Below are 14,299 nucleotides of genomic sequence, written 5' to 3'. Positions count from 1 at the left end.
GCGGGATTCGAGCGCAATTGTGCGCTGGAATGTCTTGCTCGGCTTTTTCGATTTTGACGAAGAGATAATAGTTGACGTTACTGGATATACTTCGAGCATTAGGACGTAGTGGAAGGGGGGATTGTGTTATTCGTATACCGAAGCTGCTGTCGGTCAGTGTCGTCGTTATTATTCTAATTGCATTGTGGTATCAGCATCGACTGGAGGCAGAAGGGGAGCGCCGGAATACGATCAAACAGCTGTATCAAGCGAAGACGGATTTCGCTTTCCGAACATTCGTGCTGGAGACGCCTTCTTTTACTCCTCTTGCTGATGTGCTCGAAGCGATCAGTAAAGCGAAGGATACGGATTCACCCGTCGAAGTGCAGAAACTGCTTGATGCGGCGAAGGAGCAGGGGGATCGTATGAATGCACGGCTGCTGCTGTTAATTGAATTTTGCGATGACAATACCTCCAATGCGGATCCGCAACTGATGATTAATCGTTCGATTATGACGTCTTCGAAACAGCAGGAGTTGTTTGCACTAGCCTTCCGCGGGAACATCTGGAGTATCGCTTACAATGCAAGCTATCGTTATTGGAAGGCGAAGCCGAAGGTGCTCGATACGAGGACGAAGGGGACGATGGCGGATGTCGCTGAAGAGCTGCATAATCTGGAAACGACCATGACATCGTTAAAGGAATGGGCGGAATTCGCTGCACGGCAGGACGACTCAGCCGCCGATACCGAGTTGAAGAGACGGTTTATGAAAGACCTTGAACCGACTCTCACAAGGCTTGCTGACATCCAGGAGGCTTACAACTCGCAGCCTGTGAAATAGATGAATGATCTTGAACCTCAAGTATCTTATAACTAACACAAAAAAAGCGCTGTTCAGCAGCGCTTTTTTCAATATACTCGAACGAAAGCTGTGCCCCTGGAAGGGGGCACGCGGCTCCCGCCACGTATTACCATACTCGAACCTCAGTCTATCCCACGCCCCCAATCCGGGGTCCCGGGGTTGGAAACCCCGGGGGTCCTCCCTAGCAGGGAGGATTTAGGCGGGTAGAAATTTGATGTTTAGATCTTTGAGTTACTACAAGAGGGTTCTAATAGGGGCCTGTTGGCTCCTATTATCTCGCCAGCCAGCCGCCGTCTACATTCAGGACGTGGCCGTTCATATAATCCGATGCTGCCGATGCGAGGAACACAACCGGACCTTTGAGGTCGTCCGGCGTTCCCCAACGAGCGGCAGGGATGCGGTCCGTAATCGATTTATAACGCGCTTCGTCCGCGAGGATCGGCGCCGTGTTATTCGTCGTCATGTAACCAGGTGCGATCGCATTGATCTGCACGCCGCGGCCGGCCCATTCGTTAGCGAGCGCCTTCGTAAGTCCGGCAACAGCATGTTTACTTGCTGTATAACCTGGTACGTTGATGCCGCCTTGGTAGGAGAGCATGGAAGCGATATTGATGATTTTGCCGCTGCCGCGTACCAGCATGTGACGTCCTGCCAATTGGGACAGATAGAATACGGAATTCAGGTTCAGATCGATGACATCCTGCCAATCCTTCGCCGAGTGATCGGCAGCAGGCGTACGGCGGATAATGCCAGCGTTGTTGACGAGAATATCAATCTTGCCGAAGTAGCCGACTGCGCGTTCGAATACGGATTCGAGCGTATCAGCCTTCGAGAGGTCAGCGGAGATTTGTTCGATCTGACCGCCGATTGCACGTACCGCTTCAACTAAGCTGTTGCTGTTCGAAGAAGAGATCGCAACGATAGAAGCGCCAGCCTCTGCCAGGCCAAGTGCCATAGCTGCGCCGAGTCCGCCGGACGTGCCGGTGACGAGCGCTGTTTTGCCTGTAAGGTCAAATAGCATTGGATATTCCTACCTTTCTCATTCGGCGTACAATTGAAGCGAAGCGCCGGCTTGTCGGTATTGTTCAGCGGTTTCCTTGGTCATCCCTGCGTCCGTTAGGACAGCTGCGATCTCGTGGAAAGCCGCGAATGTGAATAGCGCGCCTTGGCCGAATTTGTGATGATCGACTACGGCGTAGACGGTCTTGGCTGTTTCGATGAGTGCTCGCTTGAAGTCAACGAGATCGCCGGTATAGATCGTAAAGCCGAACTCCAGATGAACGCCTGTCGCTGACAGGAATGCCTTACTGATGTTCAGCTTGCGAATATAGGCGGTCGCTTCGGCGCCGGCAAGCATGTTACGTACGCGATAGCCGCCCGGAACGACGAGACGAATCTCATCCTTGCGAGCAAGCTCTGCGATAATGTGCACATCGTTCGTCACCACGGTAAGCGGTTTGTTAGCAAGCCGTCTTGCAATTTCGAGCGTTGTGCTGCCGCCGTCCAGTGCAATGATATCACCGGGCTCGATCAGCTTCAGCGCAAGCTCGGCGATTTCTGTTTTCTCGGAGGCGTGACGAACGAGCGGCTCCTGCTGGGACAGGATGCCGAGCTGATCGTGTTGTGCTAGAACCGCACCGCCATGAATGCGCATGAGCAGCCCTTTCTCCTCCAGCTTGGCCAGATCCTCGCGAATCGTCTTGCCCGTAACGTTCAGCCGTTCGCTGAGCTCCGTAACGGTCACCTCTTGAGAAGCGAGCAGGGCTTCCATGATCAATTCATGGCGGCGATGCGAATGCATCATATTATCTCAAGTCCTGTGGAGCAACTGCGTCCATGTCTTCGAAGATTTGATTCTCGCCGCCCATACCCCAGATGAACGTGTAGCTAGTCGTGCCGACACCGCTGTGAATCGACCAGCTTGGCGAGAGAATCGCTTGCTCGTTGCGTACAACGAGGTGGCGCGTTTCTTGCGGCTCGCCCATCAGGTGGAAGACGTTGCCGTCAGCTGCCATATCGAAGTACAGGTATACTTCGGAGCGGCGATTGTGCGTATGGCAAGGCATCGTGTTCCAGTTGCTGCCCGGCTTCAGAAGTGTCATACCCATAACGAGCTGGCAGCTTTGAATGCCGTTCGTGTGGATGTAACGGTAGATCGTGCGCTCGTTGTTCGTCGTCAGCGCGCCAAGGTGGTTCGGAGACGCTTCGCTGATTGCCGCTTTGACCGTCGGGTATGTTTTGTGTGCCGGCGTGGAGTTCAGGTAGAACTTCGCTGGCTGCGATGCATCCGCGCTAGCGAATACAACGTCTTGTGCGCCAAGGCCAACATAGAGACAGTCCTTCGATTCCATATCATAAGTCGTGCCGTCTACCGTAACGGAACCGCGGCCGCCGATGTTGATGATGCCGATCTCGCGGCGCTCGAGGAACGTTGCAGCGCCGATCGTGTGCGTATCCGCTTCCAGTTTCACTGGCTTCGATACAGGGAATGCACCGCCAACGATGAAACGATCGACGTGGGAATAAGTAAGCGTCAGTTCGTCTTGCACGAACAGCTTCTCGATCAGAAACTCTTGACGCAGGCGCGTCGTATCATACGATTTAACGTCAGTCGGGTGTGCTGCATAACGGATTTCCATTAGAAGAGGCCTCCAGTACATTTGGTTTAAGTATGTTTACTTTGGTTCATTTACGTTTACTTTAACGTTCATTTCGGAATAATGCAACAACAAAATGACCGAAACGATGTCTCTTTTATGCAATGTGCAGCTTATAACCGGTATGCGCGAGGTAACTTCAAGCCTTGTGCATTCCGATTGGAGACAGGCTTCAGCCCGCGCAGTTGTGCAATCGATACGATTCTGAACACGATAGTTATGCATGCCGTATAGGCAGACATCCGTTCGAAGGCTAATAATGGGTTATGCACAAATGAAAACGCTGTCATTCGAAGTGGACGAATGTAACGGTCACAAGGAGGGATCGAAAACCAATCGAGGTAAGAAGCGCATTGCGACGCAGCATCTGACCGGCGAGCGCATCAGGTAACTCCGCGACGGTCTGTTCTAATCCAAATAGGACTGAGACAGAACAGAAAGCGATTATAGGGAGGATTATTATGTTCAAAAAATGGCTCAGCGGCTTGCTGACCGCAGCGATGGTCATGACGTCGATTCCCGCGATGGCATCTGCGGAAGAAACCGCGCTCATCCCGGCATTCCCGGGCGCGGAAGGCGCAGCGAAATATACGACAGGCGGAAGAGGCGGCGAAGTTTACGAGGTAACGACGCTTGCGGATTCAGGTCCGGGATCGCTGCGCGATGCCGTTAGCGGGAGCGGCCGTACGATCGTATTCAAGGTCGGAGGGACGATTCATCTGCAGTCCCCGCTGAAGATTACGGGATCGAACTTGACGATCGCCGGTCAGACGGCGCCGGGCGAAGGCATCACCGTTGCAGATTACACGACGTCGATTGAGGGTGATAACCTCATTATCCGTTACTTGCGATTCCGACTAGGCGATGCTTTCGCAAGCGAAGATGATGCGTTCGGCGGTCGTTATCATCGCGATATTATGATTGACCATTGCTCGTTCAGTTGGTCTGTCGATGAAGTGCTTAGTCTATACGAGAACGAGAACACGACCGTGCAATGGTCGATTATTTCCGAGAGTATGCTAATGACGACGCATCAGAAAGGACGTCATGGCTATGGCGGCATCTGGGGAGGGAACAAAGCAACGTTCCATCATAACTTGATCGCGCATAATGCGAGCCGGAATCCAAGATTGCCAGGGCTCTCCCCTGCCGACCAGATGGAGTTGTTCAATAACGTCATCTATAACTGGGGCTTCTTCTCTACCTACGGCGGTGAGCAGGGGACCTACAATCTGATGAACAACTACTACAAGTATGGCCCGAACACTTATAAGACGGTCAGAGGCACGTTGTTTGCAGATGTAGCGGCAACGTCCCATATCTATCTCGGCGGAAACATTGCTGAAGGTTATCCGGATGTCACAGCCGATAACTGGAAGGGCGTGCTGACCGTTGCTGATCCGGCAGCGAAGATGATATCCCCTTTCGCGCCAGCGATTCCGACACAGGTGGAGCCTGCGGCGGAAGCATATGACAGCGTACTAGCCAATGCTGGCGCTACGCTGCCGAAACGGGACGCCGTCGATGCACGCGTCGTATCGGATGTCCGCAACCGGACAGGCAATCATATCAATTCACCGAATCAGATCGGAGGCGTTCCGGAATTCAACTCTACGAGATCTGCCGAGCCTGATTCCGACCATGACGGCATGCCGGATCAATGGGAGACGGCTGCGGGTCTGAACCCGGAAGATGCAGCCGACCGGAACGCGACCGGAGCGGATGGCTATACGATGCTGGAGCGTTATCTGAACGAGCTGAAGGGCAGCGGTTCTGCTAACCCGAGCGTATCTTTGCTGCAGCCTGCAGATAACGCCGTCGTCACCGATGGTTCGATCGTGAGAATCGAAGCGGAAGCATCGGATTCGGATGGTACGATCGCGAAGGTTGAGTTCTATGATGGAAGTCGATTGATTGGGGAAGCGCTGACGCCACCTTATGCATTGGATTGGAGCGGCGCATCGGATGGCTCCCATTTCGTCACGGCCAAAGCGATAGATGATTCGGGAACCTCGACTCAATCGGATATGGCCGCAGTGCATGTGAATGCAGAAGGATCGATTGCGCCGTGGAATTCGCAGGACATCGGCAATCCAGGCATACAGGGGCATACCCAGCTCCGTGGAGCAGAGGGTGAAGTAACGGTCCGTTCTGCTGGCGACATCGGCGGAAGCAGAGACAATTTCCACTATGCGTATCAGCAGTTGAGCGGTAACGGCGAGGTCATTGCACGCGTAGACAGCGTAACGGCAACGGATGACGGCGCCGAAGCAGGCGTCATGGTGCGTGCATCGCTTGACGCTTCTTCGCCAGCAGTATCGCTGATGATTCCTTACGTCAAGATGGGGCGCAAGAGCATCATGTTAACCCGAACGGAGGCTGGAGGCAGTACGAATGCGGTGGAGCCTGAGGCGTTTATTACCGTTCCATATTGGGTGAAGATCGTTCGACTAGGCGATCGCTTCACCTCACTTGCTTCGAAGGATGGTACGGTCTGGGAGGTCATCGGAGCAGTTGACATCGACATGCCGGAAACGATCTACTTCGGACTTGCCGCGGATGCATCCAAAGCGGATGATGACGTGGACAAATACAACAGCTCCACTTTCTCGAAGGCACAGGTTCGATCGGTGGCTGGCGATTATCCGACCGTGCCGGCCAATGTTCGGGCTTCGGCTGGCAGCAACCAAATTACACTTGGCTGGGAGTCTGTTGCCGATGCGACGTATAAGGTTAAGCGAAGTGTCGTACCAGGAGGTCCCTATGAAACGATTGCGGAGGACATCCTTGAAACCTCTTACGTAGACGTCGGTCTAACAGCGGGTCAGACTTTCTATTACGTCGTAACAGCGTCGAACGCGAGCGGAGAAAGCTTCAACTCGTCGGAAGTATCGGCTGTGCCAACCGGCGCGCCGGAGACGGTCTACTTCGTTCAAGATGACTATGAAACGGTTGTATCTGGCAGTACGCCAGCCGGTTACATTGTTACACCAGATCCGCAGGATGCCGACCACCGGTTGCAGGCGGCTGCGAACCCGTCGCTTTCAGCGGCTAACAATTCCTCGCAATCACTCATGATGTATGACAACGGCGTCGGCAATACGCAGTGGATTCGTAAATTCGCGCCGCAGAAAGGACCATTGGTTATTGAAGCGGATTTATATGCATCTTCTTGGCCGGGAACGGCGGTTGCGCTTCAACTGCAGGATGAAGCGGGCAGCAAGACGCCGCTGTCTATCGAGATTCGGAAGCCGACCCAGCCTGCCGCCGAAGCGAACTACACCTTCGTGTACAAGAAGAATGGTGCCGATTATAAACTGACGGACGCGCCGGCAGGCGATCGTTGGTACCGCATCAAGGTTACGGCGAACGCTGCGACAGGCAAAGCAGACATCTACATCGACAATGCGCTTGTCGCCGACGACATCGATTTGCAGGCGGATATGAAGGAAGTCGGCATCGGCCGATTGTTGGCGAAGACGCCAGGTACGGGCAAAGGGACTATTTACTACGACAATATCCACGTCTATGTCGAGCCCGTGCAATCGCCGAGCGGACTGCAGGCGATACCGGGCGATGGCCGAATCGGCTTAACTTGGGCTGCGGCCGATGGCGCTGCCAGCTATACGGTCAAACGTTCAACAGCGGCTGATGGACCATTCGAGCCTGTTGCAGCTGAATTAACCGAGACTTCTTATACTGACGGGGGGCTGACGAATGGAACACCGTATTACTATGTCGTGACGGCATCCGGCGCAAGCGGCGAGAGCGGCGACTCCAACATCGCAACAGCGACGCCATCTGCGGATGCAGTGAAACCGGAAGCGCCTGCGGGTCTATCAGCAGCTGCGAGACATACGCAGATTGACTTGTCATGGCAGCCGGTTGCGGGTGCCCAGTCGTACACGGTGAAACGCGCGGCAGCTCCTGAAGGTCCGTTCACTGTTCTTGCATCGAGTCTAGACACAACATCTTACAGGGATGGCGGCCTAACCGACGGCACGGACTACTACTACGTTGTATCGGCAACCGGCCTTGCAGGGGAAGGGATCGATTCCGAACCGATCAAGGCAAGTCCGGCTGCGCAGCTTGCCGCGCCGATCGTGACAGCTGCCGCTTCGAACAAGGCGGTCCACTTGCAGTGGGAACCAGTTGCAGGCGCGGACAGCTATGAGATACTGAGAGATAATGGCGCAGGCGGTCCGCTGGATGACGTACACATTGTGACGGACGGAGCAGCTTCCTATGAGGACACCAGCGTGCACGCTGGCTTCGTCTATCGATATCAAGTCCGAGCGATGGGCGGCGGCATGGCCGGTCTTGCATCCTCCGTTGTTTCGGTCAGACCGAATGTCTCAGACGGAACCCCGGCAGCTCCAGAAGGACTGAACGCTGAGCCAAGAGACGGAGCCGTCGCGCTGAGGTGGCAGTCTAGCGATATGGCCGTCACTTATACGGTTCGTAGAAGTTCGGAAGCGGAAGGCCCGTTCGAGACGATAGCTTCCAATCTTGCGGAAGCCAGGTACACGGATGAAGGCTTGACGAATGGCAAGCGTTATTACTATCTAGTGGCTGCTGTGAACGGAAGCGGTGAGGGGGCATCGAGCCGGACGGCGGCTGAGACGCCAGCCCGTGTCTTGACTGTTGCGAAGGATGGCAGCGGCGATTTCACAACGATTCAAGCTGCGATCGATGCTGTGCCTGCCGGCAGCGAATCCCCGATCGTGATATCGATCAGAGACGGCGTTTATCGCGAGAAGCTGCTCCTCGATTCATCCAAGACGAATGTTCATCTGATCGGCGAGAGCCGTGACGGAACCGTGCTCGTCTATGGCGACAGCGCGAAGACGCTGGACGCGAACGGCAAAGAGCTGGGAACGTCCGGCAGCTACAGCTTTAAAGTATTGGCGAACGGCTTCGGCGCGGAGAACCTGACCATCCAGAATGACGCGGGCATCTCGGCTGGTCAAGCGGTGGCTCTGTATGCGAGCGGAGATCGGATGACGTTCCGCAATGTCGCGCTCAGAGGCCATCAGGACACCTTTTATGCTAACGGGGGACGGCAGTATTTTGTCGACAGCTATATTGAAGGTACGGTCGATTTCATCTTCGGCGGCGCATCCGTCGTATTCGAACGCTGCGAGCTGCACAGTCTTGGCGGCGGCTACGTAACGGCAGCTTCGACGCCAGAGGGAAGCGTTGGTTATGTATTCCTGAACAGCCGGCTGACCTCAGAACCAGGCTTGACCGGTATGGTGGCACTCGGACGTCCATGGCGTCCTAACGCGCATGTCGCTTATGTAAACAGCTACATGGGCGATCATATCAAGACGGTTGGCTGGGACAATTGGGGCAATGCCGCGAACGAGAAGACGGCTCGTTACGAGGAGTATGGCAGCTACGGACCAGGATCGGATGCAGTCGGGCGTTATGCATGGTCGAAACAGCTTACAACCTCCGAAGCGGCTTCTTACACGCCAGAGCTGCTTCTTGGTGGAGCGGACGGCTGGAACCCGGTCGATCGTTCCGCTTGGATCAACAGCAGCACTGCGCTCCGTGCGATTACGGCAGATGGCATGCTCATTAATGGTTTCTCGACGGAATTGAACACTTACGAGATTGAGCTTGATCCGCAAGCTGCGACGGCTCCGGTTATCGATGCGAATGCGCTCGCCAGCTCCGCTGTCGTTACGATTCAACAAGCGGATAGCCCGAATGGCAGAGCAGAGATTCAAGTACTGGCTGCGGATGGAAGCAAGCGTGTCGTAGCCGTGCAATTCTCGTCGGACCGCATAGCGCCGACCGTGCGATTGGAAGCGAATCCGTCCAACATCTGGCCAGCGAACGGCAAGATGGTACCGATTCATCTGTCTATCGATGCGGCAGATGATGGCTCGGGGATCGAATCCGTTGTTCTGACGTCGATTACGAGCAGCCTGGACGATGGGGACGGGCAGCGCAACAAGAGCGATATTGAAGGTGCGCAGATCGGTACGAATGATTTCGACTTTATGCTTCGCGCCGCGAAATCGGGTAAGAATGGGGCGGTCTACACGATCGTCTACACGGTAACGGACCGCGCCGGCAACAAGTCGACCGCCTCCATTCGTATTGTTGTGGACAAGTGACTGCCGTATAATGGATAAACAGTTAAGGACTATCGTACGATGCTGCGAATCGAATCTGTCTGATAGGATAGACTCGTGAGTGGGTTATAAGTGAAGTTCGGCACGATCCGGGCTGTTCCGCGCTTATCGCGTGAACGGTTCGGATCGCTTTGCCTTACATAGAAGGCGGCATGACTGGATTGGTTTGGACGATAATGCCGCCGCTACAGCCGGAAGGAGGTCGTATGTCATGAACAAGTACTTGGTTCGCTTACTCGTGTTCAGTCTATTTCTTGGGGCGCTCCCAACCGTGTTCGTCGGTTTCGCTTCCTACTACATCTCATCGAGAGATATCGAGAAGAAAGTGAACGAAGGCAACATGCAGCTGCTCACTCAAACGCAAATGAGGGTCGAACAGACGTTGGAATCGCTCGAACGATCGGCGACGCAGCTTGTGAACAGCCAATTGGTGAAGACAGCGCTCTTGCAGACGCTTAGCGGTGAGGATTTCGTCCTAGTGCGCAAGCTGATGACGGAACTATCGAACATGCAGACCGACGCGCTGATCCAGCAAGCCTATTTGATCGATTTGAACCACGACTGGTCTGTCGACTTCGGTGTATTGAAACCGTTCTCATCGCTATCGGAGCACCAGCGGTTTACGAATTACGCCAAGCAAGACGCCGCACTGTCATGGAGTACGAATGTCATGACGTCTGTGGCACTCGATGAGAGCTCAGTTGATGAAGTTGCGGCGGCGAAGCCGGTGCAGTCGATCGACCTCGTATACAAAATACCGCTGCTGCCCAGAGCATCCGACCGTAAAGGTTTGCTCGTCGTCCGAATCTCAGCCGCAGAGTTGAAAGGTGCGCTTGCACCACACAATCATCTAGGTAACCATTACATTCTCGATAAGCAGGGCGAATCGTTCATCGGCGCGACTCAAGATAGGCCGATCGATGCCGGAATTCGCAATAAGATCGCGGCAATGAAGGCGTCAGGCGAGCGAAGCGGCATGTTCCAGACGGCGGACGGACTAGCGGTGCAGTACCGTTCCTCGTCTTATAATGGCTGGACCTATATGTCGATCGTGTCGGTCGGCGAACTGCGCGAACAACCGAGGAAGATTGCAATGTTAACCATTGCTGCTTGTTCGCTCATATTGATTGTCGTGTTTGCAACTGCCTTCTTCGGAAGCTGGCGAATGTATCGTCCGATCCGAAGCCTGCTCCATTACACGAAGAGCATGGTGCCTACGTCTAGCGGTGCAGGCGGCGGCGCAGCTGTGGATGAGCTCGCCTATATTCGGGACAGCTTACATTCGATGGCCGTAACGCGGACGAAGCTGGAGAAGCAAATGGAGGGACAGGCGGGCCAACTGAAACAGTTCTTCGTACTGAAGCTGTTCGCCGGGCAGCATGCGGAGCTAGCTAATCACGATCGTTGGCGCATGTACGGTTTCCCAACCGATTGGCGGAAGCTGGCGGTTCTAACCTTGCAGATCGATACGCTGCTGGACACGCGTTATCAAGAAAGAGACCGCGAGCTTCTGTTATTCGCGATTAACAATATGGTAGGCGAGCTGGTGCCGGAGAGCGAACGATTCAGCCCGATAACGCTTGAGCAGACGCAGACGACGCTCATTACGCTTGATGCGGAGGATGAAGAGCAGAACAAGGCGCGATTGTACCATACGGCTGAGAGAATCAAGTGCTCCGTAGAGCAATATTTGCAGCTGAAGGTGAGCATTGGCATATCGAGGCCGTTCGATGAGCTTGCGGGGACGCTGGAAGCGTACGGGGAGTCGCTGGCTGCGCTGAACAACAGGATCAGTTTAGGCTCGGACATCATTATCCACTATGAGGATGTCAGGGCGGATCGAAGCGGAGGAACGACGGTTTATTCCCATCTCCGTCCGCTCGAGGACGCGATGGCGCAAGCGCTCAAGGAAGGCGATCTAGACAAAGCGATGGAACGATTCCATGCTTATCTGGCAATCATACTCCAGAAGGAAAGCTATGCGCAGGAGCATCGCATTCTGCTCATGCAGTTGTTATCTCGGATTCTCCACATCGTACAGGACCAGGGAATATCCGTGAAGCAGGTGTTAATGAGCGAGGGAGCTATCGAACGGTTCTATAAGCTGCAGACTAAGGAAGAGATCGTCATCTGGTATCAGACTCGCCTATTCGCTCCGATTGCAAGATTGCATTCGGAACGAACGGATTCCCACTATATCAGTATGGCGGAGAAGCTCGTGGAGATGATTCATACAAGGTATGATCAAGACATCTCGTTGGAAATGCTCGCGACGGAGCTCAACTTCCATCCTGTCTATGTGAGCCGTGTGTTCAAACGGGAGGTGGGCGTGCCGTTCAGCGATTATTTGGCCGATTACCGGATGACAGCCGCGAAGAAGCTGCTAGAGAGTACGTCGCTTAAGATAGCCGAGATCGGCGAGAAGCTGCAGTACAAGAATAATAGCGCGTTTATCCGTACGTTCAAGAAAAAGTATGAGATGACGCCTGGCCAATACCGCGAGCTGCTCGATGTGGCGAACCGAGCGGCTTCGCAATCATAATCGAAACGAACGTCTCGTGCCGCTGAAGCGGCGCGAGGCGTTTTTTGTTATGCAGTCCGGCAGGTTTCGGGCGGCACATTCACGTTATCTGCAAGCTATCGAATTTATGGAGTTCCGCGCGGTTATGCGCTTTATGAAGCCTATTGCGAGAAAGTTATGAAACGATTATAGCCGGTATCGCGCGTTCGGCAGCATAATGAGGCCATGACAGAGGAGGGAATCGTTATGAAGGTGAAGCTGGCACATTCAGCTGCGGCGAAGACGGAGGCTGCATCGTCCGTTCGCGGCAGAAGCAGGGAGGGCGGGCTGCTTAGGAGCGTGCTGAGAGACAAGTGGCTCTATGCGATGCTGCTGCCCGGCATTATTTATTTCATCGTATTCAAGTACGTGCCAATGTACGGCATATTGATGGCTTTTCAAGATTACAAGCCGCATCTGGGCATTTGGGGAAGCGAATGGGTCGGACTTAAACATTTCGATCGCTTTTTCTCCGAACCGCAGTTTCTGCGCTTGTTCCGCAACACGATCCTATTGGCAGTTTACAATATCGTCTTCTTCTTCCCGCTGCCGATCGTTCTTGCGTTGATGCTTAACGAAGTCAGAAGGGAACGTTTCAAACGGTTCGTCCAGACGCTCGTCTATATCCCGCATTTTGTGTCCTGGGTCGTAGTCGTTGGCATCTTTTATATGCTGCTTACGACAGAGAACGGAGTGCTCAACGAACTGATCTATCGGATTACAGGAGACAAAATCGCCTTTCTGCTCGATCCCGATTGGTTCCGTACGATGATCGTATCGCAATCGATCTGGAAGGAAGTCGGATGGGGAACGATTATTTTCCTGGCGGCGCTTGCTGGCGTCGACATGCAGCTGTATGAGGCTTCTCGTATCGACGGCGCCGGGCGATGGCGTCAGATGTGGCATATTACGCTGCCCGGCATTCGAAGCACGATCATTATTTTGCTCATCCTGCGGCTTGGCAATTTTCTTGATTCCGGCTTCGAGCACATCTTCTTGATGTTGGCGCCGACGAATCGGGACGTGGGCGATGTGTTCGATACGTATGTTTACGTGAAGGGCTTGACCCAGATGCAATACGGCTACAGCGCCGCAGTCGGGTTGTTCAAGTCGATCGTCGGTCTTGCGCTGGTGCTCGGCGCCAATTGGCTGGCGAAGCGATTCGGACAGGAGGGCGTCTACTGATGCCGCAGCGTACGAAGAAAGAGGTGTTCGCATGAAATATGACAAAACGTGGGGAAACCGACTATTTGATTGGATCAACTATTCTTTGCTCTTTATCATCGCGCTGTTATGCGTACTCCCATTCGTATATGTGTTGGCCGTATCGTTCACGAGCCCGCAGGAGGTCGTGAAAGGAGGGATCATCTTGTTCCCGAAGCAGTGGTCGCTCTCCGCTTACGAATACATCTTCTCAACGAACACCTTGTGGAGGAGCATGCTTGTTTCCATCTACATCACGGTGGTCGGTACGTTCATTAATCTGTTGATGACGTCGCTCATGGCCTATCCGCTTGCCAAGCAGACGCTGCGGGGCAGAGGGCCGATTCTGCTCGGCGTCCTGTTCACGATGTTATTCAGCGGGGGACTCATCCCGACATACTTCGTCGTCAAGGAGCTTCATCTGACGAATACGTTGTGGTCGCTCATGATTCCGAGCGCGATCAGTGCGTTCAATCTCATCGTGCTCAAAAATTTCTTCCAGCAGATTCCGGACGGGCTGGAGGATTCGGCCAAAATCGATGGCTGCAATGACGTCGGCGTATTGTTCCGTATCGTGCTGCCGCTGTCCATGCCTGCGATGGCGACGTTCTCGTTGTTCTACGCTGTCGCTCATTGGAACCAATTCTTCAATGCGATTCTGTACATTAACGACAATACCAAATGGCCGATTCAAGTGCTGCTTCGAGAAATCGTCATACTGGCGCAGAGCCGGATCGGCGATACAAGCATGGACGATGCGGAAATCCAACCGCTCACGATTCGAATGGCGGTCATCGTATTTGCGACGCTGCCGATTCTGATCGTATATCCGTTCTTGCAGAAGCATTTTGCCAAAGGCGTCATGTTAGGCTCGGTCAAAGGGTGAGGGGG

The 14,299-nt window shown here is 54.0% G+C and carries 8 protein-coding genes; 5 read left to right on the top strand and 3 right to left on the bottom strand.

Going from position 1 to position 14,299, the window contains the following annotated elements; genetic code table 11:
- Positions 1-71: 71 nt before the first annotated feature.
- Positions 72-821 carry a hypothetical protein gene (locus SBI19_RS05420; RefSeq protein WP_317965720.1) on the top strand — a complete coding sequence of 250 codons (750 nt, stop codon included), beginning with the start codon at positions 72-74 and terminating at the stop codon, positions 819-821.
- Between the two features lie 292 nt (positions 822-1,113).
- Here SBI19_RS05420 and kduD read toward each other — a convergent pair whose 3' ends face one another.
- Genes kduD through kduI form a run of 3 tightly spaced genes read right to left on the bottom strand, consistent with a single transcriptional unit; the run spans position 1,114 to position 3,481 of the window.
- Positions 1,114-1,863 (bottom strand): 2-dehydro-3-deoxy-D-gluconate 5-dehydrogenase KduD, encoded by a 750-nt coding sequence (gene kduD, locus SBI19_RS05415; RefSeq protein ID WP_317965718.1) that lies wholly within the window; start codon positions 1,861-1,863, stop codon positions 1,114-1,116.
- Between the two features lie 18 nt (positions 1,864-1,881).
- Positions 1,882-2,643, bottom strand: a complete 762-nt coding sequence (locus SBI19_RS05410; protein WP_317965872.1) for a DeoR/GlpR family DNA-binding transcription regulator — start codon at positions 2,641-2,643, stop codon at positions 1,882-1,884.
- 4 nt (positions 2,644-2,647) lie between these two features.
- A complete protein-coding gene (kduI, locus tag SBI19_RS05405; protein WP_317965716.1) occupies positions 2,648-3,481 on the bottom strand; it encodes a 5-dehydro-4-deoxy-D-glucuronate isomerase in 834 nt (277 codons plus the stop codon).
- A 479-nt stretch (positions 3,482-3,960) separates the two neighbouring features.
- Between kduI and SBI19_RS05400 the strand changes: the two genes are divergently transcribed.
- From SBI19_RS05400 to SBI19_RS05385, 4 genes are all read left to right on the top strand, one after another.
- Positions 3,961-9,627 carry a pectinesterase family protein gene (locus tag SBI19_RS05400; protein ID WP_317965714.1) on the top strand — a complete coding sequence of 1,889 codons (5,667 nt, stop codon included), beginning with the start codon at positions 3,961-3,963 and terminating at the stop codon, positions 9,625-9,627.
- A gap of 229 nt (positions 9,628-9,856) precedes the next feature.
- Complete coding sequence (locus tag SBI19_RS05395) at positions 9,857-12,187, top strand: helix-turn-helix transcriptional regulator (protein ID WP_317965712.1); 2,331 nt, start codon at positions 9,857-9,859, stop codon at positions 12,185-12,187.
- A gap of 225 nt (positions 12,188-12,412) precedes the next feature.
- On the top strand, positions 12,413-13,390 hold the full coding sequence (locus SBI19_RS05390; protein ID WP_317965710.1) for an ABC transporter permease: 978 nt from the start codon (positions 12,413-12,415) through the stop codon (positions 13,388-13,390).
- A 31-nt stretch (positions 13,391-13,421) separates the two neighbouring features.
- On the top strand, positions 13,422-14,294 hold the full coding sequence (locus tag SBI19_RS05385; protein WP_317965708.1) for a carbohydrate ABC transporter permease: 873 nt from the start codon (positions 13,422-13,424) through the stop codon (positions 14,292-14,294).
- Positions 14,295-14,299 lie beyond the last annotated feature (5 nt).

It is taken from the genome of Paenibacillus sp. CCS19 (genome assembly GCF_033239625.1).
Classification (GTDB): Bacteria; Bacillota; Bacilli; order Paenibacillales; family Paenibacillaceae; genus Paenibacillus_T.
This window is presented reverse-complemented; position numbering and strand designations above follow the sequence as displayed.